Raw genomic sequence first — 25,910 nt, 5'->3', positions numbered from 1 at the left:
ACTCTCCCCGGCCACCGGCCGCCGGATCGATCCTTTTCCTGCAAGCGGAGCTCCCGATGTCCGATCCCGTTCCCCGCGTCGTTGCCACCCCCCAGGCCGAAGGGCTGATCGCGGAAATCGTCGCCCGTCACGGCCCCATCCTGTTCCACCAGTCCGGCGGCTGCTGCGACGGCTCCTCGCCCATGTGCTATCCGCAGGGCGATTTCATCATTGGCGACAGGGACGTGAAAATGGGCGAAATTGGCGGCTATCCGTTCTATATGTCGCCCAGCCAGTTCGAATATTGGCAGCATACCCAGCTGATCATTGATGCCATTCCCGGGCGGGGCGGCATGTTCAGCCTCGATAACGGCACCGAGCGGCGCTTCCTCACCCGCTCGCGCGTCTTCACCGACGACGAGCACGAAAACCGCGCTGCGGTCAGCATCGGCGCCTGAGCGGGCGGTTTTCCGCAGGGCGGAACGCAATTGGCTCCGCCCGACCTTGGCCCGACGGCCCGCGCCCTTTACTCTCCCGCACAAAGGGAGACCCCATTTCATGACTATCGAGATCTTGCAGACCAGCCCCCTCCTCGCATCCTGCGAACAGGCGCTGGCCGCCCGCTACAGCGTCCACAAGCTGCACGAGATGGACGACAAGGCCGCCTGGCTTGCCGAAAACGGCGGCCGCATCCGCGCCCATGCCGGCGCCGGCGTCCAGGCCGATCTCATGGATGCGCTGCCCAATCTCGAAATCATCGCCAGCTTCGGGGTCGGCTATGACAGCATCGACATTGCCGGGGCCAAGGCCCGCAATATCCGCGTCACCAATACCCCCGACGTGCTCAACGATGCGGTGGCCGAGCTGACGCTGGGCCTCATGATCGCGCTGGCCCGTCGCCTGCCCCAATCGGACCAGTTCGTTCGCCAGGGCAAATGGCCCAATGCCAATTTCGGGCTCTTTTCCGAACTGACCGGCAAGACCGTGGGCATTCTGGGCCTGGGCCGAATCGGCAAGGAAATCGCCACGCGCCTGCAGGCCATGAAGATGCGCATCGTCTATCATGGCCGCAGCGAACAGCCCAACATGCCCTATATCTATTACGACAGCCTCGAGGACATGGCCCGCGACAGCGACTGGCTCGTGGTGATCGCGCCGGGCGGCAAGGGCACCGAGGGCATTGTCAGCCGCAAGGTGCTCGAAGCCTTGGGGCCAAAGGGGCACATCGTCAATGTCGCCCGCGGCACGCTGATCGACGAGAAGGCCATGCTGGACCTCCTGCAATCGGGTGGCCTCGGCGGCGCCGCGCTCGACGTCTTCGTGGACGAGCCGTCCGTGCCCGAGGCGTTTTTCGCGCTCGACAATGTCGTGCTCTCGCCCCACCAGGGCAGCGCCACCCACCAGACCCGCGACGCCATGGGCGCGCTGCTCGTCGCCAATCTCGACCGCCATTTCGCCGGTGAGCCGCTGATCAGCGCCGTCGTCTAGTCCTCCACAAAGGGGGATGTGCGTCGGCCCAGCAGCCCTGCACCTCCCCCACGCGCTGCATGAGGGGCTCCCGCTCTTGCCCATTAACAGCGTTGGCGGAACCGGATAGCTTGCGCCCCGAAAAGCCCTCAAGGAGCAAATCGATGACCGAATGGTGGCGCGGCGGAGTGATCTATCAGGTCTATCCGCGCTCGTTTCAGGACAGCAATGGCGACGGCATCGGCGATCTGCCGGGCATTATCGACCGGCTCGACCACATTGCCAGCCTGGGCGTGGATTGCATCTGGCTTTCGCCGATCAACCAGTCGCCCCAGGCGGACATGGGCTATGACGTCTCCGACTATATGGCGGTCGACCCCCTGTTCGGATCGCTGCAGGATTTCGACCTCCTGATCGAGAAGGCACATGCTCTCGGCCTCAAGGTGATCATGGACCAGGTGGTCAGCCACACCTCGTCCCAGCATCCCTGGTTCCTCGAATCGGCGCTCAACCGCTCCAATAGCCGCGCCGACTGGTATGTCTGGGCCGATGCCAATGCCGATGGCACCCCGCCCAACAATTGGCTGTCGGTGTTCGGCGGCTCGGCCTGGGAATGGCATACGGCGCGCAAGCAATATTACCTGCACAATTTCCTCACCAGCCAGCCCGACCTCAACTTCCACAATCCGGCCGTGCAGGACGCGGTGCTCGAAGCCATGCGCTTCTGGCTCGATCGGGGCCTCGATGGCTTCCGGCTCGATACGGTCAATTACTATTTCCACGACGCCAAGCTGCGGTCCAATCCGCCGCTGGCCGCGCTCGAGGGCAAGCCGGCCACCAATCCCTACGACATGCAGAGCCACCTCTATTCCAAAAGCCAGCCGGAAAACCTGGGCTGGTTGCGCAAGGTGCGCGCCATGCTCGACGATTATCCCGGCGCCACCACGGTGGGGGAAGTGGGCGACGACGAGCGCGGGCTCGAATTGATGAAGCAATACACGTCCGGCAATGACTTGCTGCACATGTGCTATTCCTTCGATTTCCTCGGCCCCAAATTTTCCGCGGCTCATTTCCGCTCCAAGGTCGAAGCCTTCTTTTCGGGCGGGGAAACCGGCTGGCCGTGCTGGAGTTTTTCCAACCACGACGTGATCCGCCACATGACCCGCTGGGCGCCGCACAGCGTCTCGCCCGCCGATCTGTCGCGACAGGCCATCGCCCTGATGCTGACGCTCAAGGGTTCGGCCGGCCTCTATCAGGGCGAGGAGCTGGGCCTGCCCGAGGCCGACATTCTCTATGAGGAACTGACCGATCCACGCGGCATCCGCTTCTGGCCCGAGGACAAGGGCCGCGACGGCTGCCGCACGCCCATGCCCTGGCAGCAGAACCTGCCCCATGCCGGGTTCACTCATGGCCGGCCCTGGCTGCCCATAAAGCACGCCGCCACCGCGCTCAGCGTCGATGTGCAGGACGCCAATCCCGCCTCGACGCTCAATTTCTACCGGCGGATCCTGGCCTGGCGGAAAAGCCATCCCGGCCTCAAGACCGGCGACATCGCCTTCTTCGATTGCGACGAGCCGGTGCTGGCCTTCGTCCGTACCGATGGTAACAAGGACCTCGTCTGCGTCTTCAATCTCTCGGCGCAGAAACTCAGCGTCACGCTGTCGGGCGTCGAGCTGGTGCTCGAACCGGTCAGCCACAATGCCGATCTGCATGATGGTCGTCTGTCGCTCGGCCCCAATGGCTATGCCATCCTGCCCGCTCCCGCCGGGGAAGGCTCGGTGCGGTTCCTGGCGTCGGCCGACGATGCAGTGATCCGTCGCGACGACGGCACGATGCCCGGCCGATCCGGCCCGATCTAGGGGTCGACGCGCTCGAAGCTCTCGGGGTGGAAATATTGCATTTCCTCCCCGCCCTCGGGCTTGCGCACGAAGGCGCGAATACAGCCGCCCCACATTTCGGCGCGGGTCGCGTCGATGCCCATCTGGCGCAATTGCATGAGATTGAAGCGGTTCCGCTCTTCTTCGGTGGCCTCCGCGCCGATGGAGATGCCGAAGGAAATCTGTACGCCCGGGCGATGAGCATAACAGGCGGCCGAGGCCTGGGCAGCGGCGGTGGACAACAAGGCGATGGTCAGCGCTGAGGCGATGCGGGACAGCATGGGCGAACTCCGTGTTGCTGGCAGCTCATGAAACGCGATTGCGGCTTTCCTGCGCCCGCCGTTCCTGCCAGCGCACCAGCATGACCACGAAGGGAATGGCAACGCTGAGCATGAGCAGGCGGATGACGTGGTGCGCGGCGATGAAGGCGGTGTCGTAGCCCAGCGCGATGCCCAGCGCTCCCATGCCTTCGAGCGCGCCGGGCGACAGACCCAGCCAGAGCTGGCCGAACGGCATGTCCACCAGCTGCGCGACGCCCAGGGTCACGATGGTGACGATGGCCACCGTCATGGCGGTGGCGATGAGCCCGCCCTTGGCCGCCGCGAGGAATTCGGTCTTGGTGATGCCCTGGAATCGCGAGCCGATCAAAGCGCCGGTCAGGATGAAGGTCAGAACCACCAGCGGAATGGGCATGGCCTCGCTATAGAGCCCGCCCAGCTTGGCGAGGATGGCGGCCGCCATGGCGCCCAGCACCATGCCGGCGGGAACCCGGAGCCAGATGAAGACCAGGCCCATGGCCACGCAGCCCAGCGCCAGCAGCACCAGTTGCAGCGGCGAGAGGAAGGCCGCGGCCTGTGGTGGCGCAAAATGGTCGATGGGCAGAAAGACCGCGCCGATGGGCACGGCGATGGTCAGCATCAGGATGCGGATGACCTGGATGATGACGATCTGGCGCGGATTGCCGACCCCGGTCGCCGCGATGCCCATGACAAAGGAAAGATGGCCGGGAAAGGAACTGAGATAGGCCGTGCCCGGATCGAGCTTGAAGACCTTGGTCAGCATCCAGCCAGTGGCGGCCACGATGATGACCAGCTCGAGCGCCAGCGCCGCCAGAGAAATCGGCCAGCTGGCCAGAAGCGAAAGGCTGTCGGGGGCAACGCTCGCGCCCATCGACATGCCGATCAGCACGAAGATCACGTCGCGCAGCCGGTCGGGCATGCTGACCGGCATGCCCAGCATGGCGGCAATCGTCACCGCCAGCGCGCCGCCCATGAGCCAGCCGGCGGGAAGACCGATCAGATGCGCCGCTCCGCCACCAATGGCAGAGACGGCCAGGGTCAGGATGGTAGCGGCAAGGGGATGCCCGAAGGCGGCAGGAAGGGACATGACGTCCCTTCCTATGCGCTCGGGCGCAAAGGCTCAATCACTCCTTTGCGCCATCCGCACCGGAATATCAAAATGCATCACATCCTCGCGGGCGCCCAGCTTGGTGTAAAGCGCCACAGCCGGGTCATCGCCATAATCCGCCTGCACATAGACCACCCAGGCGCCCCGCTCGGCCGCGAGACTGCAAAGCCGCTCGATCAGCGCCGTGGCGATGCCCTGTCGGCGATGGCTCTCCGCGACGGCCAGATCATAAATATAGACTTCCGAGCGCTCGCTTTCGAACTTGGGCAATTCATAGGCGACCAGAGCGCCAACCACGCTGTCCGCCTTGGTCGCCGCCAGCGCGAAGACATGGTCCTTGCCAAGCAGATCGGCCGCATAGGTGTCGCTCGGCGGATTGGCGCCCCAGGTCTGCGCGTCCTCAAAGGCTGTGCCGAACAGCGCATTCATGCCGCGAAAATCAATCAGATCGGCAGGACCCAGCCGCTTCACCTGCCAGATGGCCAATCGGGCCTCCCTTTCACGCTGCCGGCAGCGCCTTTTCCACCAGGCGAACCCAGTAGCTGACGCCGACGGCAATGGCCTCGTCGTTGAAATCATAGGTATCGGTATGCAGCTCGGTCGAGTCGCCGTTGCCGAGGAAGATGTAGGCGCCCGGCCGCTCGTTGAGCATGAAGGAGAAATCCTCGCCGCCCATGGATGGTGCGGTATCGGCATCGACGCGCTCGGCGCCGACGATCTCTGCGGCCACGCTGGCGGCAAAGGCGGTCTGGTCGGGCGCATTGACCGTCACCGGATAACCCCGCGCATAGCGGATCGAGGCCCGGGCCCCGAAGCTCGAGGCGAACTGAGGTACGAATTCGCCGAGCTTGGCCTCGATGAAGTCCTGCACAGCGCTGTCCAGCGTGCGCACGGTCCCTGTGATCTTTGCGGTCCGGGAGATCACGTTGTCCGCTTCGCCCGCCTCGATCATGGTCACCGAGAGCACGGCGCTTTCCAGCGGGTCGAGGTTGCGCGACACGATGGTCTGCAGCGCCGTGACCAGCTGGGCTGAAACGATGATCGGATCGATAGTCTGCTGCGGGCGCGCGGCATGGCCGCCCAGGCCCTCGATGTCGATATAGAAGCGGTCCGTCGCGGCCATGATCCCGCCCGTCCGGATCCCGAACGTGCCGATCGGCATGCCCGGCCAATTGTGCAGCCCATAGACCTCGTCGATGCTGACCTTGTCGAAGAGGCCATCCTCGATCATCACCTTGCCGCCGCCGCCGCCTTCTTCGGCCGGCTGGAAGATCAGCGCCACGCGGCCATCGAAATTGCGGGTTTCAGCCAGGTATTTCGCCGCGCCCAGCAGCATGGAGGTGTGGCCGTCATGGCCACAGGCATGCATCTTGCCCGCAATGGTTGAGGCATAGGCGACGTTCGATTTTTCCGTCATCGGCAAGGCGTCCATATCGGCGCGCAGACCGATGGTTCGCCCGCTCGCCGTGCTGCGACCATTGATGATGGCCACGACGCCCGTGCGTCCCAGCCCGGTGATGATCTCGTCGCAACCGAATTCGCGCAGCTTCTCCACCACGATACCGGCCGTACGGTGCACATCGAACAGCACCTCGGGATGGGCATGAAAATCGCGCCTCCAGGCGGCGATTTCAGGCTGGAATTCGGCGACACGATTGAGAACGGGCATAGGCAAACCAAAACAGCGGAGAGAGAGGGACAGTGTCTCTGTCCCACGCGGTGGCGTCAACTGCACTGGCCGCGTGCCAGTGTTCCGACAGCTCTCAGGGCTGGGTCCGAGCCCAGGATGGCAATGCTCGTGCGGGCACCACTTTCCAACATTTGTGCGCAGACCGAACCGATATTCCCCATCCATGCCTTGCCCCTTGGTGCCCTTTTTGCGAAGGGAAGCCCTGTTCCCCGGACCTGCCCGGAAGGTTGGCTATGAAAATCCTCGTCGCCGTGAAGCGCGTGGTCGATCACAATGTTCGCATTCGGGTCCGTCCCGATGGGAAAGGCGTCGAGACCACTGGTGTCCGCATGTCCATGAACCCGTTCTGCAAGCATGCCGTGGAAGCCGCGGTTCAGCTTGCCGAGAAGGGGCAGGCGAGCGAAATCGTCGTCGCCTCCATCGGGCCAAAGGCCAGTACCGACGTCATCCTGACCGCTCTGGCCATGGGTGCCCATCGCGGCATCTTGGTAGAAACCGATGCCAGCCTCGAAACCCTTGCCATCGCCAAGCTCCTGGCCAAGGTCATCGAGGAGGAACAGCCCGAGCTCGTTCTTCTGGGCAAGCAGGCCGTCGACGATGACAGCAATCATGTCGGGCAGATGCTCGCCGCGCTGACGGAGCGGCCGCAGGCCACCTTTGCCTCGGAGATCACGCTCGAAGGTGATCGCCTCAGCGTCACCCGAGAGGTCGATTACGGGCGCGAAACCATCGCTCTGTCCCTGCCTGCCATCGTCACCGCGGACCTGCGCCTCAATACCCCGCGCAATGCCGCCCTGCCCATGGTTATGAAGGCGCGCTCCAAGCCGCTCGCCGTTCGTCCGGCGAGCGAATTGGCTGTCGATCTGGCTCCGCGCCTTATCGTCGAAAAGATTTCCCCGCCATCCGAGCGCGTGGCAGGCTCGACCATTGGTTCGGTCGACGCGCTCGCCGCCCTCATCGCCGCTGATGTCAAAGCGATGGAGGCCCTGTGATGAGCGTTCTGCTTCTCGCCGACGTCGATAACGGCGTGCTGTCGCCCGCTACCGCGCGCATCGTCAGCGCTGCAGCCCAGCTTGGTCCCGTCGATCTTTTCGTGCCCGGTCCCCCTGCCGCAGCGGAAGCGGCTGCGTCATTGGCCGGTGTGCGAAAGGTGATGGTCAACGCTAACAGTCTGCTAGCGGATTCGCTGGTGGCGACACTGTCGGGGTTAGCCGAAGGCTACACATATCTGGTCTCGAGCGCATCGAGCCAGGGCAAGGACGTCATGCCGCGCCTTGCCGCCAGCCTCGACATCCAGCCGGTCACCGATATCATCGCCATCGAGGGAGAAAATCGTTTCACCCGGCCCATTTACGCCGGAAACGCCCTTGAAACGGTTTCCGATCCACAGGCGCGTCACGTGCTGACCTTCCGCGCCTCCGCCTTCCGCCCGGCCGCCGCTGCGGGTCCGGCTCCGATCGAAGCCCTTGAAAATACAATCCAATCCGTCGTGGCATTCATTGCCGGGCACCGTACCGAGAGCGATATTCCCGACCTCTCCACCGCCCAGATCGTGGTCGGCGGCGGTGTGTCGGTCGGATCGGCCGAAGGTTTCCAACTGATTGAAAAGCTTGGCAAAACCCTCGGCGCAGCCATCGGCGCCACCCGCGCGGCGGTCGATGCCGGCTATGCCCCCAATGACTGGCAGGTGGGCCAGACCGGCAAGATCATCGCCCCCGACCTCTATATCGCGGTCGGCATTTCCGGCGCCCTCCAGCATCTGGCCGGCATACAGGGCGCAAAGAAAATCATCGCCATCAATTCCGATCCCGAAGCGCCGATCGTCAAGATCGCCGATGTCGTGCTGATTGGTGATCTCTTTGAAATCGTTCCGAAATTGACGGCAGAACTGGAAAAGCTCGATCTCGACCGAGCCTGATCCGCCGCGCAGTTTCAATTGCAAAAATCCCTCAGCCGCCTATAAAGGCGGCGCCTTCCCACCGGACCTCCGCCCATGTTCGAAACCCTTACCCAGGCCCCAGGCGACAAGATTTTGGCGCTCATGGGCGAGTATGCTGCCGACCAGCGTTCCGCAAAGATCGACCTCGGTGTCGGCGTCTACAAGGACGAGAAGGGCGTGACCCCGGTCATGACCTCGGTTCGCAAGGCCGAAGAACGCATTCTTTCGAACGAGAAAACAAAGACTTACCTCGGGATTGCCGGCAACAAGGGCTATGGCAATGCCGTCCTCGACCTTGTGCTTGCCGATAGCGTCGATCGCGCCCGCGTCCGCATCGCCCAGGCGCCCGGCGGCACAGGCTCGCTGTGGGTTTTGATGCAGCTGATCAACCGCGCTCGCCCCGGTGCCAATGTCCATGTGTCGGATCCGACCTGGGCCAATCACAATCCGATCGCGATCAATTCGGGCCTCAAGGTCGTCACCTATCCCTATTTCGATCCGGAAACCCGTGGCGTCAAATTTGAGCAAATGCTTGATGCGCTTGATCAATTGAGCGCCGACGATGTCGTCCTGCTCCATGGTTGCTGCCACAATCCCACTGGCGCCAATCTCACCGATGCGCAATGGGACCAGGTGGCCGAAAGCCTCGCGCGCACCGGCGCCCTGCCGTTTATCGACCTGGCCTATCTTGGTTTTGGCGATGGCATCGAGGCCGATGCCTATGGCACGCGCAAAATTCTATCCTCGGTCCCCGAAGCTCTGATAGCCTTCTCCGGATCGAAGAATTTCGGTCTCTACCGCGAACGTGTCGGTGCTGCCATTCTCGTGGCGCGCAATGCCGAACAGGCCGATGTCACCAATTCGCAATTGCTCAACATCATCCGGGGCGCCTATTCGCAGCCGCCTGATCATGGCGCGGAGATCATCCGCACCATTCTCGAGGACGCGGCCCTGCGCGCCGAATGGGAAGCCGAGCTTTCCGCCATGCGTAACCGCATGATTTCATTGCGAAAAAAACTTGCGGATGCCATTCGCGAACGATCGAACTCGTCTGACTTCGATTTCGTGGCCGATCACCGCGGCATGTTTTCGCTGCTGGGGCTCAGCACTGATGCGGTCGAGCATCTTAAAGCCGCAAACGGGGTCTATATGACCGGGGATAGCCGCATTAATGTCGCCGGAATTCCCGAGGATCGCGTCGGCGACCTCGCAGAGGCCTTTCTGGCAGCCACCCGCTGAGCCAGCGCTTGCGGCAGCACGCCGCCATGCTACATCTTGGCCCAGCCGGCCAATCGGGACGATTATTTAGGAGGGAACGATGAAGTTCTTCGTCGATACTGCAGACACCGCCGCCATCCGCGAGCTCAACGAAGCCGGGCTCATCAATGGCGTGACCACCAATCCGTCGCTGATCGCCAAGTCGGGCCGTGACTTCAAGGAAGTCATCAAGGAAATCTGCGGGATCACGCCCGATCCGGTCTCGGCCGAAGTCGCCAGCCTCGAATATGACGGCATGGTCGCCGAGGGCGAGCACCTGGCCAAGATCGCGTCCAACGTGGTCATCAAGCTGCCCCTGACGCTGAATGGCCTCAAGGCCACCAAGTACTTCAAGGACAAGGGCATTCCGACAAACGTCACGCTCTGCTTCTCGGCCAATCAGGCGCTTCTCGCCGCCAAGGCCGGCGCCACCTATATCTCGCCCTTTATCGGCCGCCTCGACGACATCAATCTCGATGGCATGGAGCTGATCGAGAACATTCGCCAGATCTACGACAATTACCAGTTCGAGACCCAGATCCTGGCCGCTTCGATCCGCACGCCCAACCACGTGACCCAGGCTGCCCTGGCCGGAGCGGACGTCGCGACCATTCCACCCGACGTGATCAAGAAGCTTGCCAGCCATCCGCTGACCGACAAGGGCATCGAGGGTTTCGTCAAGGATTGGGCCGGAACAGGCCAGTCGATCCTCTAAGCAAGTTACAGACATCTCGAGGTTTCTCGCCTCATCTCGAAACCATCCCGGACCTCGCCCTTCGACACATTCGGGGTGGGGTCTTCTTCTTTTGGGGTTTCCATGGCCGATACCGATCTCTCCGCACAGATCAAAGCCGCGCTCGCCGAGGTCGAAATTCCCGGCGGCGGCGATCTTGCAGGCTATGGGGGCCTGTCCGAAATCATCGTGACGCCCGGCGCCATCGCCTTTGCCATCGCCGTGGCGAGCGGCATGGAAGCTGCGTTCGGACCCGCTCGCGAGCAAGCGCAGTCGATCGCCCAGCGTCTTGGCGGCAGCCGCAAGGTCATGGTGTCGATCACGGCCGAGAAGTCCAACAGTCCTAAATTCGGCCATGGATCCGCAGTGCCAGCGGGCAAGACCAGGGTCAATGGCGTCAAACGGATCATTGCCGTCGGCTCGGGCAAGGGCGGTGTCGGCAAATCGACGACAGCGGTGAACATCGCGCTGGCGCTCGCTGCCGAAGGCCTTGCGGTGGGCATCCTCGATGCAGACCTTTACGGTCCCTCGATCCCCAAGCTCCTGGGGATCGAAGGAAAGCCCGCTGTGCGCGATGACGGCATCTTCACCCCGCACGACGCCTTCGGGCTCAAGGCCATGTCCATCGGCTCAATGCTGATTCCGGGGCAGGCCGTGGTCTGGCGCGGCCCCATGGCGACGTCGGGATTGCGGCAATTGCTGCGTGAAACCGATTGGGGCGCGCTTGACGTGCTGATCATCGACCTGCCGCCAGGAACGGGCGATATTCACATCGCGCTTTTCCAGCAGACGATTGTGGACGGGGTCGTCATCGTCTCAACCCCGCAGGATCTGGCGCTGATCGATGCGCAAAAGGCCATCGACATGCTGCGCCGGATGCGTGTCCCCGTCCTCGGCCTCGTTGAAAACATGAGCTATTTCATCGCACCCGATACCGGCATTCGCTACGACATCTTCGGCACGGGCGGGGCCGAACAGGCGGCGGCGCGGCTCGACATGCCGTTTTTGGGCGCCATTCCGCTCGTCATGTCCATTCGCGCGGAATCCGACGCCGGCACCCCGCCCGTCGCCGCGCGACCAGAGGGTCCGGAAGCCCTGGCCTACAGGGCCATCGCTCGAACGCTCGTCACCCGCGTGCCCTGACGAACTGACGTACGTACGCCATTTAAATCGATTGCTGAAATCGATTGCATAAGGTCCATTTCCGGTGCTAACCGCCTCCGTGAGCCTGAGACAGGCCATAAGGAGGGGACATGTTTTCCATCGAGCGGCGGGATTTCGGTCCCGATTTTACTTTCGGCGTCGCCACTGCAGCGTACCAGATCGAGGGTGGTCAGGGTCATGGCCGCGGCCAGTCGATCTGGGACACGTTCTCGGCTACCCCTGGCAATGTGCGTAATGGTGATACCGGGCGTGAGGCCTGCAATCATTACGACCTCTGGCCGCAGGACCTTGATCTGATCCGCGACGGCGGGTTCGATGCTTATAGGTTTTCCTTCGCCTGGCCGCGCCTGATCCCGGAGGGGACAGGGGCCGTCAACCAGCAGGGCGTCGACTTCTACGACCGGCTGATCGATGGCATGCTCGAACGCGGCATCAAGCCCTATGCCACGCTCTACCATTGGGACCTGCCCTCCACCCTGCAGGATCGGGGCGGCTGGATGAACCGCGACATTGCCAGCTGGTTTGCCGATTATGCCAGTCTCGTCGCGCAGAAATTCAGCGATCGCCTGGCCGCAACCGCGACGATCAACGAGCCCTGGTGCGTGGCGTTCCTCAGTCATTTCCTGGGCGTTCATGCGCCCGGATACCGGGACTTGCGGGCTGCCGCGCGCGCCATGCATCACGTGCTCTTCGCGCATGGTACGGCCATCGATGCCCTGCGCGCAGAAGGCACGAAGAACCTCGGTATCGTGCTGAACCTAGAGAAATCCGAACCGGCCAGTGACAGTGAAGCAGACCAAAAGGCTTGCGATTTCGGCGATGCCCTCTTCAATCGCTGGTATCTGGGGGGCGTGCTGAAGGGACATTATCCCGAAGTGATGACCCAGTGGCTCGAGCCATATCTGCCCGCGAACTATCAGCACGATATGGACGTGGTCTCCCGTCCGCTCGACTGGCTGGGCATAAACTACTATACCCGCGGCCTCTACAAGGCTTCGAGCCAGCCCGGACGACCCGCCGAGCAGGTCAAGGGGCCTCTGGAAAAGACCGATATCGGCTGGGAAATCTATCCGCAGGGCCTGTCGGACCTGCTGGTTCGGGTGTCCAAAGATTATACCAAGATCCCACTCTACGTGACCGAAAACGGCATGGCCGAGGTCGAAGGCGAGGATGATCCGCGCCGCGTGAAGTATTACGAAGACCACCTCAAGGCCGTGGCAAGTGCACGAGCAGCGGGTGCCGACGTGCGGGGCTATTTCGCGTGGTCACTGCTCGACAATTACGAATGGGCGGAAGGCTATAACAAGCGCTTCGGCCTGGTCCATGTCGACTACGAGACACAAAAGCGCAGCCCCAAGGCAAGCTATCGCGCCTTCCAGGGCATGCTGCATAATAGCCGATGAAGGCTCTCAGTCTGGCGCGTTCAGGCGCGCCAGGCTTCGAAAGGGCCGCCGGCGATCATGGCCCAATAGAGCTTGCCTGAGCCGGTGCGGGCAAAGGCCAGTCCAAATTCAACGAAGCGCGGCGAGAGCAGCGTATTGCGGTGCCCTTGGGAGCCGAGCCAGCCGGTGATTGTCTCGGGCAGGGTCTTGTAGCCCTTGGCAAGGTTTTCACCCACAGCCAGGCCATAACCGGCCTCGGTTACCCGTTCGCGCAGGGTGACGCCCAGATCATGGCTCAGCGTATCCCGGCGAGCCATGAGACGCGCCTGCGACCGCGCTGCGGTTTCGAGAGCCGGGCTATAGGACCAGGCTGCGGCACCATTGGCCCGGCGTACATCATTGATGGCCGCCATGATCTGATCGCGGGTCAGATCCTCCGGACGGCTGGACGCCTTGGCCGGGAGCACGGGCATAGTGGACGAACAGGCCGACAGAACGGAGACGGCGCCAAGGGCGAGGACGGCGCGGCGGGAATAATCGAGCATGACTGGGTTCCGCTGGCGATCAAGCCTGGTCGTAGGCACTGAGCAAATGCGGTAATACCGCAAGATCGGTAGTTATGGAATCGCCTGACTGCAGGTTCCAGCAGGCGCTGAGACCCGAATTGGCGGCGGCAAAACCCAGAATGCGCTTGCGGTTAAGGCCGAGGCGAGCCGCGAACAGATCGGCCATAGCGGTGATGCGGCGCGGGTCGGCAGCGAGCTTGGTGGATCCGGCTGGGTTGCGGAACGCATTGGCGACCTCGTAATGCGGATCCCCGATCAGCCCTTTGGGGTCGATCGCCAACCAGCCTCTGTCGGAAGAGACGATGTTGTCGTGGTGCAGATCGCCGTGCAGGGGAATGTCGGGCATCGGCTTGTCGAAAAGCTTGAGCGCGATGCCAGAGGCACGGGCATAAAGATCGCGGGCGGTATGCGGCCAAAGGCGCATATCGGTCCTGAACAGGGCTTCGAAGCGCTGGCGAAGGGGCAAAAGGCCCTCGGGCACGTCGGGACGCGGCCTATGGAGATTGGCAACCACGCCCGCCAGCGCCTGGGTGGCTTCCTCGTCGCGACCATTGCGCGCCGGCTCGCCTAGCGTGGGCCCGCCCAGCCATTCCATGAAGATCGTATCGCCATAGGTATCGAAGACCGTGGCCGCGCCTTCGCCCGAATAATATTGCAGGAGCGAAGTGCCCCTGCCCTCCTCCTCCGAGACGGGAGGCTTGAGAATTTTCAGCGCCCCGAAATTGCGTCCATTCTGCTCCACCTTGTAGATCCAGCTGCGCGGCGTTTCGGCGACGGGCGTGGACTTGGTCAGAGACCAGCGGATCATGGCGCGGCTCAAGGCCGTTTCGACAGGAGACTGATTCATCATTGCGCCATTAGAGCAGAACCGGGGAAAGGATTCGACCGGTGGCGCGCAAAGGTGATGGAAATACGGCGAAGTCCTTCCGGAGCGACTTGAAAGACTTCGCCTTACTGGGCTTACGGCAGCCGGTAGGCATCCTTGGCCGCCTGATAGCTGAGATGAATGGCGATCTCTTCGGCGGATGAACGGCTCAACCGATTTTCGCCCACCCAACGCCCGAGGAAACCGCAGACTTCCCGACGCCAGACATCGTGGCGGGCGGGAATGGACAAAAGGGCACGCGTGTCGTCGTTGAACCCGGCCAGGTTGTAGAAGCCGGCGGTTTCGACCACCTGATCCAGATAGCGGCGGATGCCTTGCGGGCTGTCGTGGAACCACCAGGGCGGACCGATCATCAGGCTGGGCCAGTAGCCGGCCATAGGCGCCAGTTCGCGGGCATAGGTGGTTTCGTCGAGCACGAACATGATGAGGCGTAGATTGGGCTCGTTGCCGCAGCGCGACAGCAATGCCTTGAGCCCGCCTACATAATCGGTGGGCCCGGGTATATCGGCCCCAAGGTCGGGACCGCGCTCCGAGAACAGCAGCGGATCGGTATTGCGGCGAGAGCCGGCATGGATCTGCATGACCATGCCATCCTCCACCGAGAGCAATGCCATTTCAGTCAGCATCTGCGCACGGAAGAGTTCGGCATCTGCCGCGTCGTGCCGGCCGGAAAGAATTTTGTCCAGCAGCGCCTGTTTTTCGACAAGAGGGAGATCGGCAGTATTGGCTGTCGGCACGCCATGATCGGTCGCCACGGCACCGAAGCGACGGAAATAATCGCGCCGCTTGCGATGAGCGTTGATGAGCCCATCCCATCTGGTGACGTCCTCGCCGGTCAGCGCACCAAATTTATGCAGGTTTTCGACGATAGCGGGCCGGCTGGGATCGGTGACATCATCGGGTCGATAGGTTGTCCGGACGCGGCCGATATAGCCGTCGGAATCCATTTTCTGGTGATGGGCGAGCGGATCGAGCGCGAACTCGGTCGTGGCGATGACCTCGACGTCGAACCGATCGAGAATGGCGCGGGGAAGAAGGTCGGGCGCAGCCAGGCGAGCATCGATGGCATCGTAAATGGTATCGGCGGTCTTACCGGATAATTCTTCGGTGATGCCAAACACCGCATGAAGCGAATGGTCGACCCAAGTCTTGGACGGCGTACCGGCGAAAAGATAGTAGTTCTCGGCATACAGGCGCCATGCGGCGCGGCCATCGGCTTCCACAGGCTTGCCATCCTTGCGCGGAATGCCCAGCGCATCATAGGAAAGTCCGCGGCTCCTGAGCATGCGCAACACATAATGGTCCGGCGTCAGAAAGAGCGCGGTGGGGGAGGCAAACCGCCCGTTTTCAGCGAACCAGGCTGGATCGGTGTGTCCGTGCGGACTGACGATGGGCAGGTCCCGTACCGCTGGATAGAGATCACGCGCAAGCGACCGGCACGGCTCCGAGGCGGGGAAAAGACGGTCTGGGTGCAGATGGGAAGGCTGTGTCATGGCCACTTTGTGCCATGTTCGCCAAAGCCTTTCAACAACTTCCATACAAGATCATTTTTAGCGGCATTTGAAATTAATTAACTCCATTTCGAGGTCGGAGTTCGCGCAGAGCCCAGCCCGGCTTATCGTCGTTGCGAACGGGTGAGAAACAGCCCTGGTTAAGGCGGCTGCCCACGATTGCACACCGGCGAACATGCCGGACGCTTTTCTGTGGAGGCGGCCATGGCCCATATTGATCTCGATGACAGCAGCACTCTTGAAACCGCACGCCTCCTGGCGCGGCGCAGCGCCCATGCCCATCATGCCCGCCTGATGCTGGCGGCAGCGGGCTTGGCAACACTGGGTATCGTCTCAGTGGCGGGAACCTTGCTGATCACGGTTTTCTGACCAGAACAGCCCTGCCCTTGAATGACCGCATAGGCGGCCTATCTAAAGTCGCGAGGACGGAGGCATTTCCCCCAACTGCCCGTCCCTAGCGCGATAGAGGCCGACGCTGCGGCGCTGTCCCCTCCCTCGGCAGCCGCTGCGCGCCATCGACGCTCAAGCCCGGATCCCGGTCCCTCCCCGGCATCCGGGCTTTTTCTTTTTTCGATCGGTTGACCAGGGCCGTCACCCCGCGATTTGTCTCCAAAGTCGGCGAGCCCTCTGAACCAGCAGCACCAAGGACAGCAGAGCCGCGGCAAGGCATCCATAGCCGAGTAAAGTGCTACGGCGCTTTTGCTCCGTCTTGGCGGCATAGGCCTCTTCAGGGTCGAGGAGAATTCGATCATCCTGAACGACGCCGTACGCTTCGAGCACCGGATAGACATTGGGCCACCGTCGGTGCCTTTCGGCCTGCTCCTGCAGGCTCGAAGCCAGGTAGAGATCGAAAACCACGGGTGGGATGATAGAAATTGCGGCGGCAGCGCCGGAAAACCGGAAGGCAAGACCGGGCCAGTCTTCCGATGTTGCAAAGCGCACAGGCACACTGGTCCTCAATTGCGGGCCGGATGGACCGGCAGGCTCCAGAGTGTGTCGGACCGCGTCGATCCTGATGCGCTCTAGGACCAAGGTTTGAGGCGCGGGCGGTATCGAGACATTGTCGGCCTGTGAAAAGGCGATGCCCGCCATGACCAAGAACACGATGAGCGCCAGCGTCGCCGGCCAGAGCGGGCGCAGGGTTTCAAGACTAAGACGATCGCCATCCATGCCGCCCACAAATAGCTTTTCGTCGCCCCTGTCGAGCCCTTGCCAAGAGGTGACGTGGTCGATCTTGTTGAAGCATGAGGCGCTGGACCGATGTGGCAAACAAAAAAGCGTCCGGACCAAGGTCGTGACCTCGGGCAGCGTCCTATGATCAGAAGGTGCTGAGGCAACAAGAGGATTGTCCATGTTTCGCGAACCCCTGGCCACCGTTGTGGCGCTGACCGTATTGTCGTTGGCTCCAGCTGGTGCCCAGGAAGTCACCGACTATCTGGGCGTGCCGGGCCCGATCTCGATCGGCGGGAACGATTACGTGCTGTCGTGGTCGTCCAATCCCCAACCGGGCTATTTCAAGCAGGAATACATTCCAGCGGGGGCCGATGCGCAAGCTTACGAGACCATGGTGCTCGTCGAGTTCCTGGCGTCGGACCTGCCGATGGCCGAAGTGATTTCGGCACAGACCGACATGATCAACCAGCGCAAGGCGACGGACCCAATCGCGAATATGGCGATGTTCAGCAATCCCGAACGGGGCGAAATCGTTCTCGATTTCCTCTTGTCGGACAAGGACGATGCCGGCGAGTACATCATCGAATGGAACGGCTATCGCTATGGGCAGGCGCAGTTCGAGGGCGAAGATGGCGTCTTGCTATTTGGTCTCAGCGACCGCGCCTATGGGAACGACGATGCCGAAACCTTCCTGCGCGGCCTCGGCGACTTCAAGACCCAGCGCATTCTGGCGCTCACCACGGCCGAAATGCCGGAGGTCGAATAGGGTGCGCCTCACTCACGAAAGGTACTGGAAATGATTTCTAGATGTCGGACCATTGCAGCACTGGCCTTGCTGGCCCTCGGCGCCGCTCCTGCTCAGGCCGAGTGGGAAGGCACGGCTTGGGGCATGTCCCCCCAGGAGACCCTCGCGGTGCTCGATACCGCTCGCAGCCATAAGCCTGCTCAGAGTGAAACATTCGAATATGACGGCGCCAGCTACATGCCAATGGTCAAGATGCCCTATACGGTAGACGGCATTACCGGGGAAGCCGCTCTACTGTTCGACGGCAGCGATAGCCTGCAATTTGTTACCTTCAGTCCCGAAGACATCGGGCAGTGCGACGCCCTCACCGAGGCACTGAAAGCGCAATACGGCACCGGCGATGAAAGCGGCTTCGGCGCTACGGCTATCTATAACTGGGCGGATGGCGACACCATTATCCGGCTGACCAACTCCCCTTCGATCGGCATCTGCGCCCTCTCATATGGAGCAGCCGGCTAGTCATCGAGCCAATAGGCCTGGCCATCGATGAGGATCGTGTCGGGAAGGTCGCCACCCGCTGCTTCCGGCACGGCTAGGAAATGGCGCTCTGTCTCGCCCTCGACCTCGAGGACCAGGGCAAAATCCTCGACGCGATAGCGAGCCTCGGTCTCCGGCGCATCCGGGCCGTTGACGATGATGTAGCTGGTTCCCACATTGCCGGCCACGAAGCCGCCACGCGAATAGACAAGGGTATTGTCTGCGGAGAAGGCGTAGCGCTTGTCCTGGCGAGTGCCGCCCATGCCGACCTGGAGGTAATAATAGGTGCCTGACAATGCGGGTCGCGGGAAACCGACGAGACGCTGTGCGCCTTCGACGAGGATGTCGACACCCATCTGCCAGCCGCCGGTCGCGGTCAGGCGAACCGCATTGCCGTCCTCATGCCAGGTGAACCATCGGCCCGGCTCCCGCAGACGGGAGCGTTCGACGTCGAGATCCGTGAATGGAAAACTCCATTCATGCCGATAGGCGCTGCCGTCCCGCAGCAGCACGTAAATGTCCTCGCGTCGATCGACATAGCCATTTCCGAAGCCGTCGAGGCGGTTGCTGAACTCCGCGTCATAAAGGACCCGGTCGACATCGCTCATGGCGATACCGGCACCAGGCCCTGCATAGGCTTCGTCGAATTCGAGCGGGCGGATCATGAGGCCGGCATTGTCCGCCTCTGACACCATGGGGCGGCCGGTTTCTTCGAGCGTAAACACACTGCAGCGATCCAGACGCACGATCCCGCCCTCGGTCCCGTCGGTCAGGCTACGCGGCGTGCCGACGACCACCATATCCTGACCGATCGAAGCTTCCATGCGCGCTTCGTGCCCCTCCTCACTGAACGAACTGCACTGCAAGGCAAAAGAGGATTGCAGGTCGCCGCGCCACTCGCGCAATTCTTTGGCGCTCGTGATCCGGCCGAAGACGATCTGCACGCCATCGGCCTCGAGCCAAGCCTCTGCATGTTCTTCGCGCGCTGCTCTCAATCCCCGCATCTCCCGTGCACCCTGCTTGCTGCCAATCTCGGCCATTTTCGCCTCAAGGCGGCCGGAGAGAACGGCAAGTGTGAGTATCTCGGTATCCTCAAGGGTCTTGGTTGCCGGTATGATCTCGGGGCTGGCGGGGATGTCTATGCCCAGTGTGCGAGTAAGCGACATCAGACGCCGCACGCTGGACCTGACGTCGAACTGGTCATCCCCGAGCAATTCGGCAAATGCCGCGCATTGTTCCGGACGGGCATCGAGATCGCGCGCGATCTGTCGAGCGAGACTGGCTCTTTGCGGCCCGAACTGTGCTTCAAGCTCCGGGAATTGCCCGAGCATGCCAGCCATAACCCGCTGGTAATCTGCGAAGTCGTTATCGTGCTGCCACGCTGCAAGGATATCCCGGCGGTGCGCCACATTGTCCGGGTCACGATCCGTACATTCGGCACGATAAAGGTCGGCCGCTTCGAAGGCGCCAACGCTCTTTCCGATATGCAGGCGTAGGTCCTCGACATCGTCGCCCAAGGCAACCGATGGCAGCAAGACAATGGAAGCGATCGCGATCCAGCGCATCATGGCATGCCTCATGGCTTGAGGGAGGCGGTGGCCACGCCGGCGCGGCCACCGCACAGGCTCAGCTTTTGCCGATATTGAGCACCCCGGCCTGTTGGCGGAAGTATGTGTCTAGCACGGCTCTGTAGGCGGGATTCTGCACCTGGCCCTCGCCCTCGACGAACACGCTGAAGCTTGCTGCGCAGAGGCCGTCTACGCCTTCGACGCGGTCTACCATCGTCTCGCCCTGCGCTTCTTCTCCGGTCATCGTGCTCCAGCGCTCGGACAGAGTGTCGACGGCTTGCTGCGCCAGATCGCAATCCGGATAGGCCAGCGCGATGGCCACGCCCTGCCGATCATCATCGAGGTCTGCGACGATGCCTCCGAGATATGGGGGTATGCCGGACCCCAGTTCTGCAATTTGTGCTTCGAACTGTCTGCGGGTTTCCTCGATATTCCCCTGTGGCGACAAGAATGCGGCCGGATCGAGACCCGCCATGCCGAACAACGGTGAAATGACGACGGCCTGTGCCACCACGCCGTCGCCGATAACGTGATCGAGACCCGCCAGAGCAGTCTGCATGATCGCACTTTCTCCGAGGCTGGGTTGCGCGCTTGCCGCCAGGGCGGCAGCCTGAGGGGTCTGCGCTTGAACGACATTGGTGCCGCTGGCGGCGGCGAACTGCGCAGCGCCCACACTTGTGCGCCAGGGGTCCTCGGGATCGCGCAGGCTCGGGTCGAAGCGGCGTGGCTCGCCGTTCCCGACGACACCGGTAGGCCCGGCTTCGGCAAAGCCCGACGCCTTCAAGGTGTCGACCAGGTCCGAGGCAGCTGCCGCATCGACAAGCCCCCAATGGGTCTGACTGTCCGGCGCACGCCCATAGCCGATAAAGTAGAGCAGCGAATCGATCCGCGTGCCGGCCTTCGCCTCCCATTCGTTCGGCTCTGCCATCGAGAGACTTTGCAGGGCAATGATATCGGCTCCCGACAGAACCCTTTGGAACGGGCCTGCATCGCCTTCATCGCTGACAAGGTTCGCAAGAGTGGCGACATCGACGAAATAGGCAATGTCGCCATGCGACTGAGCAAAAACTGTCGCGGGCACATGGTTCAGGCCATCGCGCAGCGTGTCAGTGGCTTGAGCGAGGACGGGTGCTGAAGCGGTCAACAACAGACCGAGGCTTATGACGCTGCGGCGCATGCGTTTCTCCTGAGTGTTTGTCTGATGGTTTGACGCCATGACCGGCGCCGACCTTGGTCAACGCGGTATATTTCTTTGCGTCCTTGACGAAGCGACCAAGGTCGGCAGCCTCCGAAGCGTCCTATCAGCACTCAATGAAGGACCAAGCCATGAAACGATTGTTGCTTTCCGTGTTCCTGGTCACCAGCATGGCCGTTGCCGTTCCCGCGCAAGATGCCGAGCGTTTCGGAAACCTGACCACCGATCAGATAGAGGCGCAGGCGGACAGCCTGCACCCTGCTGCGCTTTATGTCCTCGCCGCGCGCCTCTTGGCTGCCGGTGAAGGACAGGAAGCAGCCAACTGGATGTATGCCGGCCAGTTGCGCTACCGCTTCCTTATCACAGTGGGCGGCGAAGAAGGCCGGGACGAGTCCATTCTCTTCAGTGCGCTGACCGAGCAGGTCGGCCGGCCCGTGAATGAATATATAGCCGGCGATGTCGACGAGTGGCTGGCCGCGATGCGCTGGGCGCTGGATTGGGATGACGCCAATCCCAACAGCATCACCTCCAAGACCGAGCATGCCGCCGCCTTGACGGAGGTCCGGGACGGGCTCGAACGGCTGATTGAGACTGTCGAAGCCGAACGAGACATCATTCCCCAGCAACGTGAGGCCAATGGCCTCGAAAACAGGTGAAGCAATGACCATGCGCCAAGCTTTTTCAGCCTGCCTGTTTGTGTTGCTCTTGACCGGACCTACCGTCGCCGATGCCGATCCAGGATCGCGCCAGCTTCGCGTGGGGCAGACCAATATCTTTTGCGTGCAGGCGCCCTGCCCCTGGCGCGGTATCGCGCCGGCAGAAGGCGACCGGTCGACCCCGTCCGCCTTGCTATGGAGCGATCAGAACTTGCCGGCGGTAAAGGCCAGCAATGCCGATGCACGACGCATCTCGGAGGCCTGGCACGCTGACAGATGCCTGCTTGTGGATGGCCAGATGATTGGCGCCACATTGGTGGTCGACGCCATTCTTGGAGCTTGCCCCTGATGTCACGATCTGGCCGTGCCGTTTTTGCTTGCACACAAAATCCGGCGTCCCGTCCATCGGTCAGGACGGGCGAAGCATGCCGATCCGCCCCTCATGATTGAGGCGACGATTCCCCATCCGCCGCTCAAATCCTTCCGGCGACACGAAAAACGCTCACTTTGGACACAACCTTTTGGTCTCTCCGGCATTGATGCCAAGGGCAATTGGGGAGTTGTTGGCAGGGTGCGATTTGTTGACGGTAACACTTCCGGAGCGTCGGATGCGACCGACCAACTCATCAGGAGGGTCAAGGCAGGCGATCCTGCGGCCTTCGAGAGGCTGATTGCCGAGCATTATCGCTTCATCTACAAGACCGCCTTCCGCTGGCTTGGCCACCGGAGCGACGCTGAGGATGTGACCCAATCGGTCTGCATGCGTCTGGCCGATGCGATGGTCCATTTCGACGGGCGCTCTAAGTTTACCAGCTGGCTCTATAGCGTGACGCTCAATGCCGTTCGTGATCTGCAACGCAGCCAGAAGCGGCAGAGCCGACGGATCGACGCCGTGTCGGCGGTTGTGCGGGAAGAGATCGCGCCTGATCAGGAAGACCAACTGCGTGTCAACGATATCTGGCGTATCGTGCGACAATTGCCCGAAAAGCAGCGTGACGCGGTGCTGCTGGTCTTCGGCGAACAACTTTCTCAAGCGGAAGCAGCAGCCATCATGGGATGCAAGGAAGTGACCGTGTCCTGGCACATCCACAATGCGCGAAAGTCGCTCAAGGACTTGCTATGAGCCAGGATCGCGACCCCTTCGAACGGCTGCACCAGGTGACCGGTCCAGAGCCCGATCCGGTCATCATGAACGCCGTTATTGCCCAAAGCCGTGATGCCTTTATTCGCAACGCCGCGAGGCGAAAGACCAAGACCAGTCCGGTTCTGGGCTGGCTTAGCCAGTCTGGGAGATGGCTGGTGCCTGCCGGTGCTGGTGCGGTGGCGCTGGTCGCCGCACTTGTCGTTGCCCCCGGGCTGATCAACACCTCTCCCGAGGCCCCTGCCGACGCCTCGCAGGTGGCCGACGCACCCAGCGTGACATCCCCGACGGTGTCGCGCAGTCCAGAGCGGTCTGAAAGCGCTGACGGTACCATACGCATGGGCGTTCAGCCAGGACCTGGGCAAGCACCCACAACGGCAGCGCCGGTCATAGTATCGGTTTTCGAGGGCGAAGGGGTGCGTATCGGCATGCGCATGGCGCCGACGCTTACAGAATTTTACCTTGCCGATGCCCCTGGCGAGCCAATCATCGACAGCCAGGTCGTGCTGACGGGAGAAGAGCTGGAGTTACTGGAGGCGGCCCGATTGACGGACATGGATCTCATCGCCCTGCGGATGCGGGTCGACGAAACGCGGTTCTGGCGAGTCTATAGCCCGCTCGTGGGCGCGTATGCCAGGGACCCGGACCTGTCAGAAATCGTATCTGACGCCACGGACCGGGCAGAAGTCGAGCGCCGTCTTCTGGCCGAATAAGAGCCCTCGCGAGCTGGAACCCTCGCTTACGTTCTCGCGGCGTGATAGCGACCGAGAAGACCTTGCAACGGGCTATGGAGAAGGTCGCCATTAAGCCTGGGGGGCGGCCCATAGCCGAACGAGAACTCATAGTGACCGCTGCGCTCCACGGTGAGATCGAGCACCGTCCAGGGCTCCGCACCATCGTCCGCCATGGCATCGCGCAAGGCCAGCAAGGCCTCCTTGCTTTCTCGACTAAGACGGAAACCCAGGCTTTCCAGCTCTGCTCCCGGCAAATGCGCGAGCACCACAGCCTGACTGCTGCTGCGGCGACCCTCTTCAATCAGGACTTCGTGGTTCAACGCCAGGTAGACCCATTCGCGGCCCTCCCAGCTGCCCTCGTGGAGATCGGTGACATCATTGGCAAGCCGGCGCACAATTTCGGCCTGAAGGGCAGGCAGATTTGGACCGGACCGGCGTTTTTCGAAGCGGGAGAAAAGGCGTTTGAACATCTGGCTCATTGCTCCTTGGGACTTTGGCCGAAGACTTGAAGGGCTGCGCCCCAACGCTGCTGGGCCTCGACATCGTGTTGGTTGTGCTCGTCGCATGTGCCTATAAGACGCCGATGGTCCCTTGGACCTTGGTGCACGGCCACCCTTTCCTGATTGGCGACTGGGTTGCATTCAATGCGTCAGGCTGCAAAACGCTATTTGCGCCGACCAATGTTTGCGGATCGGCAGACGTCTCATTGCAGGAGAGGCAAATCCGCCTCACGTTTTTAGCCGCCCAATCGGTTGTGTCGGAACCCGGCGCGACGGAAAGCAGGAGAGGATCGAGCGGATGTGGCGTGGTATCGTCATCCATGGAGTGCCCCTGATCGTCGCCATTGGCGCTGCCCTGGTGCTATTGCCCTGGATCATGGGCGCATCTGCCATAGACGGAGAGGCAGGGTCCAGGGGCTACACAGTGGGGGTCCTGGCGCTGTTTCTCTATCCGGCGGCCTATCAGGTGCTGATTGTCGCCTGGTTGATCTGCCGATGGCAACGCTGGTCGCTTGGCCGCATCTTTGCACAACTGGTCTGGGTGAGCCTGCTGCTCTTTGCCGCCGCCATGACCTATTCCCTGGTCCAGCTTCAAGCCTATTTGCAGTCCACCGCGCTCTAGGGACAATCCGGCAAGCCGGCCCCGGTCACACAGGACAGCGTCGGCGCGTCCGGCGGGCACACATCTTGCTCGTTGCGGGCAAGGCATTCATGTATCGGGATGAAGTGGTGGTGCCCAGAGCCGGAATCGAACCAGCGACACGCGGATTTTCAATCCGCTGCTCTACCAACTGAGCTATCTGGGCATCAGGCCGATGCAGCTATTGCCGCGAGCCACGCGCCTTATAGGGGAACGATTTTTCCCGCGCAAGCGCGAAAACGTCCTGTGGACAATCCCGCTGCATGCCGCCTGCATCCTGCGGATTTGGTCGAAGGAAGGCGGCTAGTCCTCGTCTTGCTCGACAGGCGGCTCGTCGTCGCGTGCCGGAATGGCGTAGGAGCCGCTCAACCAGCGATTGAGGTCCACATCGGCGCATCGCTTCGAGCAAAACGGCCTAAGCCCCTCGGCAGCGGGCTTGCCGCAAATGGGGCATTTCTTCTCGGCAATATCGGCCATCACACGCCCGACAGACTGGATTGGTTCAACCAGTTGAAATGGATGGGGTACCCCTCCCCCGCCAGGAGCTGCGCCGTTTCATGCAAAGGCAGCCCGACCACGCCGGAATAGGACCCGACGAGCTTGACCACGAAAGCACCGGCTATACCCTGGATGGCATAACCTCCGGCCTTGCCCCGCCATTCGGCGCTGGCGAGATAGGCCTCCATGTCCTTTGCGGAAAGACGCTTGAAGCGAATGCGGGTTTCAACCAGTCGATGCCGCCGGGAGCCCGATGGGGTGATCAGCGTCATGCCGGTATAGACACGGTGCGCCCGGCCGGACAGCAGGTGGAGACACTCGCTGGCCTCTTCCATGGTCTCGGCCTTTGGCAGAACCCGACGCCCGACCGCCACGACCGTATCGGCCGCCAAAACCAGGGCGTTGTCACCAAACCCGGCCAGTCGCGCCTTATGCTGGGCGGTAATGGCCTTGAGATCGGCGAGGCGCTGCGCCAGCTTGCGCGGCAATTCGCCCTTTTCAGGGGTCTCGTCGACATGCGCGGGCACCAGATGCTCGGGCTCGATGCCGATCTGGTTCAGCAGCGCGAGGCGGCGCGGCGAGGCAGAGGCCAGAATCAGGTCGGAACGGCCGGCCATACTGTAATCGAGCTCCGTTGACAGGCTGGGCCCTTCGCATGGCTCAGG

The 25,910-nt window shown here is 62.1% G+C and carries 30 protein-coding genes and 1 tRNA gene; 17 read left to right on the top strand and 14 right to left on the bottom strand.

Annotation, left to right across the window (positions count from 1 at the left end; genetic code table 11):
• Positions 1-56 precede the first annotated feature (56 nt).
• The 3 genes from VE26_RS00900 (at position 57) to VE26_RS00890 (ending at position 3,305) form a co-directional block, all read left to right on the top strand.
• Positions 57-437 (top strand): DUF779 domain-containing protein, encoded by a 381-nt coding sequence (locus tag VE26_RS00900; protein WP_046103369.1) that lies wholly within the window; start codon positions 57-59, stop codon positions 435-437.
• A 100-nt stretch (positions 438-537) separates the two neighbouring features.
• Positions 538-1,467, top strand: a complete 930-nt coding sequence (locus VE26_RS00895; protein ID WP_046103368.1) for a 2-hydroxyacid dehydrogenase — start codon at positions 538-540, stop codon at positions 1,465-1,467.
• A gap of 143 nt (positions 1,468-1,610) precedes the next feature.
• Positions 1,611-3,305, top strand: a complete 1,695-nt coding sequence (locus tag VE26_RS00890; RefSeq protein ID WP_084619820.1) for an alpha-glucosidase family protein — start codon at positions 1,611-1,613, stop codon at positions 3,303-3,305.
• Here VE26_RS00890 and VE26_RS00885 read toward each other — a convergent pair.
• The 4 genes from VE26_RS00885 to VE26_RS00870 are packed head-to-tail and all read right to left on the bottom strand — an operon-like array spanning position 3,302 to position 6,399.
• Positions 3,302-3,604 carry a hypothetical protein gene (locus VE26_RS00885; RefSeq protein ID WP_046103367.1) on the bottom strand — a complete coding sequence of 101 codons (303 nt, stop codon included), beginning with the start codon at positions 3,602-3,604 and terminating at the stop codon, positions 3,302-3,304. The genes VE26_RS00890 and VE26_RS00885 overlap by 4 nt on opposite strands.
• Before the next feature lie 25 nt (positions 3,605-3,629).
• A complete protein-coding gene (locus VE26_RS00880) occupies positions 3,630-4,709 on the bottom strand; it encodes an AbrB family transcriptional regulator (protein ID WP_046103366.1) in 1,080 nt (359 codons plus the stop codon).
• 33 nt (positions 4,710-4,742) lie between these two features.
• Positions 4,743-5,216 carry an AAC(3)-I family aminoglycoside N-acetyltransferase gene (locus tag VE26_RS00875; protein ID WP_046103365.1) on the bottom strand — a complete coding sequence of 158 codons (474 nt, stop codon included), beginning with the start codon at positions 5,214-5,216 and terminating at the stop codon, positions 4,743-4,745.
• A gap of 13 nt (positions 5,217-5,229) precedes the next feature.
• Positions 5,230-6,399 (bottom strand): M20 aminoacylase family protein, encoded by a 1,170-nt coding sequence (locus VE26_RS00870; RefSeq protein ID WP_046103364.1) that lies wholly within the window; start codon positions 6,397-6,399, stop codon positions 5,230-5,232.
• Positions 6,400-6,653: 254 nt separating this feature from the next.
• Between VE26_RS00870 and VE26_RS00865 the strand changes: the two genes are divergently transcribed.
• The 6 genes from VE26_RS00865 to VE26_RS00840 all read left to right on the top strand — a co-directional run bounded on the left by VE26_RS00865 (position 6,654) and on the right by VE26_RS00840 (position 12,916).
• Positions 6,654-7,412 (top strand): electron transfer flavoprotein subunit beta/FixA family protein, encoded by a 759-nt coding sequence (locus VE26_RS00865; RefSeq protein ID WP_046103363.1) that lies wholly within the window; start codon positions 6,654-6,656, stop codon positions 7,410-7,412.
• Complete coding sequence (locus tag VE26_RS00860) at positions 7,412-8,338, top strand: electron transfer flavoprotein subunit alpha/FixB family protein (RefSeq protein WP_046103362.1); 927 nt, start codon at positions 7,412-7,414, stop codon at positions 8,336-8,338. The genes VE26_RS00865 and VE26_RS00860 overlap by 1 nt, the downstream gene beginning before the upstream one ends.
• A 75-nt stretch (positions 8,339-8,413) precedes the next feature.
• Complete coding sequence (locus tag VE26_RS00855) at positions 8,414-9,598, top strand: amino acid aminotransferase (RefSeq protein WP_046103361.1); 1,185 nt, start codon at positions 8,414-8,416, stop codon at positions 9,596-9,598.
• 79 nt (positions 9,599-9,677) lie between these two features.
• Positions 9,678-10,331 (top strand): fructose-6-phosphate aldolase, encoded by a 654-nt coding sequence (gene fsa, locus VE26_RS00850; protein ID WP_046103360.1) that lies wholly within the window; start codon positions 9,678-9,680, stop codon positions 10,329-10,331.
• 102 nt (positions 10,332-10,433) lie between these two features.
• Complete coding sequence (locus VE26_RS00845; RefSeq protein ID WP_046103359.1) at positions 10,434-11,492, top strand: Mrp/NBP35 family ATP-binding protein; 1,059 nt, start codon at positions 10,434-10,436, stop codon at positions 11,490-11,492.
• A gap of 110 nt (positions 11,493-11,602) precedes the next feature.
• Positions 11,603-12,916, top strand: a complete 1,314-nt coding sequence (locus VE26_RS00840; RefSeq protein ID WP_046103358.1) for a GH1 family beta-glucosidase — start codon at positions 11,603-11,605, stop codon at positions 12,914-12,916.
• 20 nt (positions 12,917-12,936) lie between these two features.
• On the opposite strand, the gene VE26_RS16915 is transcribed toward VE26_RS00840, so the two are convergent.
• The 3 genes from VE26_RS16915 to uxaC all read right to left on the bottom strand — a co-directional run bounded on the left by VE26_RS16915 (position 12,937) and on the right by uxaC (position 15,840).
• Positions 12,937-13,440 carry a CAP domain-containing protein gene (locus VE26_RS16915; protein ID WP_052715575.1) on the bottom strand — a complete coding sequence of 168 codons (504 nt, stop codon included), beginning with the start codon at positions 13,438-13,440 and terminating at the stop codon, positions 12,937-12,939.
• A gap of 19 nt (positions 13,441-13,459) precedes the next feature.
• Entirely contained in the window at positions 13,460-14,269 is an 810-nt protein-coding gene (locus VE26_RS00830) for an aminoglycoside phosphotransferase family protein (RefSeq protein ID WP_160297772.1), read from the bottom strand.
• A 152-nt stretch (positions 14,270-14,421) separates the two neighbouring features.
• The gene (gene uxaC, locus VE26_RS00825; RefSeq protein ID WP_046103357.1) at positions 14,422-15,840 is read right to left on the bottom strand and encodes a glucuronate isomerase; all 1,419 of its coding nucleotides are present in this window, start codon (positions 15,838-15,840) and stop codon (positions 14,422-14,424) included.
• A gap of 222 nt (positions 15,841-16,062) precedes the next feature.
• Between uxaC and VE26_RS17980 the strand changes: the two genes are divergently transcribed.
• Positions 16,063-16,227, top strand: a complete 165-nt coding sequence (locus tag VE26_RS17980) for a hypothetical protein (protein ID WP_160297771.1) — start codon at positions 16,063-16,065, stop codon at positions 16,225-16,227.
• A 222-nt stretch (positions 16,228-16,449) separates the two neighbouring features.
• Here VE26_RS17980 and VE26_RS00820 read toward each other — a convergent pair whose 3' ends face one another.
• Complete coding sequence (locus VE26_RS00820; protein WP_046103356.1) at positions 16,450-17,127, bottom strand: hypothetical protein; 678 nt, start codon at positions 17,125-17,127, stop codon at positions 16,450-16,452.
• Positions 17,128-17,209: 82 nt separating this feature from the next.
• Here VE26_RS00820 and VE26_RS00815 point away from each other — a divergent pair, with 82 nt between their 5' ends.
• Entirely contained in the window at positions 17,210-17,797 is a 588-nt protein-coding gene (locus VE26_RS00815; protein WP_046103355.1) for a hypothetical protein, read from the top strand.
• A 30-nt stretch (positions 17,798-17,827) separates the two neighbouring features.
• Positions 17,828-18,295 carry a hypothetical protein gene (locus VE26_RS00810; RefSeq protein ID WP_152658662.1) on the top strand — a complete coding sequence of 156 codons (468 nt, stop codon included), beginning with the start codon at positions 17,828-17,830 and terminating at the stop codon, positions 18,293-18,295.
• Here the strand turns inward: VE26_RS00810 and VE26_RS00805 are convergent.
• Both VE26_RS00805 and VE26_RS00800 read right to left on the bottom strand, forming a co-directional pair.
• Complete coding sequence (locus VE26_RS00805; RefSeq protein ID WP_052715573.1) at positions 18,292-19,881, bottom strand: hypothetical protein; 1,590 nt, start codon at positions 19,879-19,881, stop codon at positions 18,292-18,294. The genes VE26_RS00810 and VE26_RS00805 overlap by 4 nt on opposite strands.
• Before the next feature lie 58 nt (positions 19,882-19,939).
• Positions 19,940-21,058, bottom strand: a complete 1,119-nt coding sequence (locus VE26_RS00800; protein WP_046103353.1) for a hypothetical protein — start codon at positions 21,056-21,058, stop codon at positions 19,940-19,942.
• A gap of 149 nt (positions 21,059-21,207) precedes the next feature.
• Here VE26_RS00800 and VE26_RS00795 point away from each other — a divergent pair, with 149 nt between their 5' ends.
• The 4 genes from VE26_RS00795 to VE26_RS00780 are packed head-to-tail and all read left to right on the top strand — an operon-like array spanning position 21,208 to position 23,586.
• Positions 21,208-21,732 carry a hypothetical protein gene (locus tag VE26_RS00795; protein ID WP_152658661.1) on the top strand — a complete coding sequence of 175 codons (525 nt, stop codon included), beginning with the start codon at positions 21,208-21,210 and terminating at the stop codon, positions 21,730-21,732.
• Positions 21,733-21,781: 49 nt separating this feature from the next.
• Complete coding sequence (locus VE26_RS00790) at positions 21,782-22,081, top strand: hypothetical protein (RefSeq protein WP_152658660.1); 300 nt, start codon at positions 21,782-21,784, stop codon at positions 22,079-22,081.
• Between the two features lie 15 nt (positions 22,082-22,096).
• On the top strand, positions 22,097-22,855 hold the full coding sequence (locus VE26_RS00785) for an RNA polymerase sigma factor (protein ID WP_244465598.1): 759 nt from the start codon (positions 22,097-22,099) through the stop codon (positions 22,853-22,855).
• Positions 22,852-23,586, top strand: a complete 735-nt coding sequence (locus tag VE26_RS00780) for a hypothetical protein (protein ID WP_046103349.1) — start codon at positions 22,852-22,854, stop codon at positions 23,584-23,586. Before VE26_RS00785 ends, VE26_RS00780 begins: the two co-directional genes overlap by 4 nt.
• 26 nt (positions 23,587-23,612) lie before the next feature.
• Here VE26_RS00780 and VE26_RS00775 read toward each other — a convergent pair whose 3' ends face one another.
• Positions 23,613-24,086 (bottom strand): antitoxin YezG family protein, encoded by a 474-nt coding sequence (locus tag VE26_RS00775; RefSeq protein ID WP_046103348.1) that lies wholly within the window; start codon positions 24,084-24,086, stop codon positions 23,613-23,615.
• 319 nt (positions 24,087-24,405) lie between these two features.
• Here VE26_RS00775 and VE26_RS00765 point away from each other — a divergent pair, with 319 nt between their 5' ends.
• Positions 24,406-24,729, top strand: coding sequence for a hypothetical protein (locus tag VE26_RS00765; RefSeq protein WP_152658658.1), 324 nt, complete (start codon positions 24,406-24,408; stop codon positions 24,727-24,729).
• A gap of 108 nt (positions 24,730-24,837) precedes the next feature.
• On the opposite strand, the gene VE26_RS00760 is transcribed toward VE26_RS00765, so the two are convergent.
• The 3 genes from VE26_RS00760 to VE26_RS00750 all read right to left on the bottom strand — a co-directional run bounded on the left by VE26_RS00760 (position 24,838) and on the right by VE26_RS00750 (position 25,862).
• A tRNA-Phe gene (locus VE26_RS00760) sits at positions 24,838-24,913 on the bottom strand.
• A gap of 137 nt (positions 24,914-25,050) precedes the next feature.
• A complete protein-coding gene (gene yacG / locus VE26_RS00755) occupies positions 25,051-25,224 on the bottom strand; it encodes a DNA gyrase inhibitor YacG (RefSeq protein ID WP_046103345.1) in 174 nt (57 codons plus the stop codon).
• Positions 25,224-25,862 (bottom strand): Maf-like protein, encoded by a 639-nt coding sequence (locus tag VE26_RS00750; RefSeq protein WP_046103344.1) that lies wholly within the window; start codon positions 25,860-25,862, stop codon positions 25,224-25,226. The genes yacG and VE26_RS00750 overlap by 1 nt, the downstream gene beginning before the upstream one ends.
• Between the last annotated feature and the right edge of the window lie 48 nt (positions 25,863-25,910).

Origin of the sequence: Devosia chinhatensis (genome assembly GCF_000969445.1) — a bacterium.
Classification (GTDB): Bacteria; Pseudomonadota; Alphaproteobacteria; order Rhizobiales; family Devosiaceae; genus Devosia; species Devosia chinhatensis.
The sequence above is the reverse complement of the archived record's forward strand: the minus strand, read 5'-3'. Positions and strand labels throughout refer to the sequence as shown.

Excerpts from the sequence above, each read along its gene's own strand:
- VE26_RS00900 (WP_046103369.1), top strand. The coding sequence starts at position 57 with ATGTCCGATCCCGTTCCCCGCGTCGTTGCCACCCCCCAGGCCGAAGGG.
- VE26_RS00895 (WP_046103368.1), top strand. The coding sequence starts at position 538 with ATGACTATCGAGATCTTGCAGACCAGCCCCCTCCTCGCATCCTGCGAA.
- VE26_RS00890 (WP_084619820.1), top strand. The coding sequence starts at position 1,611 with ATGACCGAATGGTGGCGCGGCGGAGTGATCTATCAGGTCTATCCGCGC.
- VE26_RS00885 (WP_046103367.1), bottom strand. The coding sequence starts at position 3,604 with ATGCTGTCCCGCATCGCCTCAGCGCTGACCATCGCCTTGTTGTCCACC.
- VE26_RS00880 (WP_046103366.1), bottom strand. The coding sequence starts at position 4,709 with ATGTCCCTTCCTGCCGCCTTCGGGCATCCCCTTGCCGCTACCATCCTG.
- VE26_RS00870 (WP_046103364.1), bottom strand. The coding sequence starts at position 6,399 with ATGCCCGTTCTCAATCGTGTCGCCGAATTCCAGCCTGAAATCGCCGCC.
- VE26_RS00865 (WP_046103363.1), top strand. The coding sequence starts at position 6,654 with ATGAAAATCCTCGTCGCCGTGAAGCGCGTGGTCGATCACAATGTTCGC.
- VE26_RS00860 (WP_046103362.1), top strand. The coding sequence starts at position 7,412 with ATGAGCGTTCTGCTTCTCGCCGACGTCGATAACGGCGTGCTGTCGCCC.
- VE26_RS00855 (WP_046103361.1), top strand. The coding sequence starts at position 8,414 with ATGTTCGAAACCCTTACCCAGGCCCCAGGCGACAAGATTTTGGCGCTC.
- fsa (WP_046103360.1), top strand. The coding sequence starts at position 9,678 with ATGAAGTTCTTCGTCGATACTGCAGACACCGCCGCCATCCGCGAGCTC.
- VE26_RS00845 (WP_046103359.1), top strand. The coding sequence starts at position 10,434 with ATGGCCGATACCGATCTCTCCGCACAGATCAAAGCCGCGCTCGCCGAG.
- VE26_RS00840 (WP_046103358.1), top strand. The coding sequence starts at position 11,603 with ATGTTTTCCATCGAGCGGCGGGATTTCGGTCCCGATTTTACTTTCGGC.
- VE26_RS16915 (WP_052715575.1), bottom strand. The coding sequence starts at position 13,440 with ATGCTCGATTATTCCCGCCGCGCCGTCCTCGCCCTTGGCGCCGTCTCC.
- VE26_RS00830 (WP_160297772.1), bottom strand. The coding sequence starts at position 14,269 with ATGATCCGCTGGTCTCTGACCAAGTCCACGCCCGTCGCCGAAACGCCG.
- uxaC (WP_046103357.1), bottom strand. The coding sequence starts at position 15,840 with ATGACACAGCCTTCCCATCTGCACCCAGACCGTCTTTTCCCCGCCTCG.
- VE26_RS17980 (WP_160297771.1), top strand. The coding sequence starts at position 16,063 with ATGGCCCATATTGATCTCGATGACAGCAGCACTCTTGAAACCGCACGC.
- VE26_RS00815 (WP_046103355.1), top strand. The coding sequence starts at position 17,210 with ATGTTTCGCGAACCCCTGGCCACCGTTGTGGCGCTGACCGTATTGTCG.
- VE26_RS00810 (WP_152658662.1), top strand. The coding sequence starts at position 17,828 with ATGATTTCTAGATGTCGGACCATTGCAGCACTGGCCTTGCTGGCCCTC.
- VE26_RS00805 (WP_052715573.1), bottom strand. The coding sequence starts at position 19,881 with ATGATGCGCTGGATCGCGATCGCTTCCATTGTCTTGCTGCCATCGGTT.
- VE26_RS00800 (WP_046103353.1), bottom strand. The coding sequence starts at position 21,058 with ATGCGCCGCAGCGTCATAAGCCTCGGTCTGTTGTTGACCGCTTCAGCA.
- VE26_RS00795 (WP_152658661.1), top strand. The coding sequence starts at position 21,208 with ATGAAACGATTGTTGCTTTCCGTGTTCCTGGTCACCAGCATGGCCGTT.
- VE26_RS00780 (WP_046103349.1), top strand. The coding sequence starts at position 22,852 with ATGAGCCAGGATCGCGACCCCTTCGAACGGCTGCACCAGGTGACCGGT.
- VE26_RS00775 (WP_046103348.1), bottom strand. The coding sequence starts at position 24,086 with ATGAGCCAGATGTTCAAACGCCTTTTCTCCCGCTTCGAAAAACGCCGG.
- VE26_RS00765 (WP_152658658.1), top strand. The coding sequence starts at position 24,406 with ATGTGGCGTGGTATCGTCATCCATGGAGTGCCCCTGATCGTCGCCATT.
- yacG (WP_046103345.1), bottom strand. The coding sequence starts at position 25,224 with ATGGCCGATATTGCCGAGAAGAAATGCCCCATTTGCGGCAAGCCCGCT.
- VE26_RS00750 (WP_046103344.1), bottom strand. The coding sequence starts at position 25,862 with ATGGCCGGCCGTTCCGACCTGATTCTGGCCTCTGCCTCGCCGCGCCGC.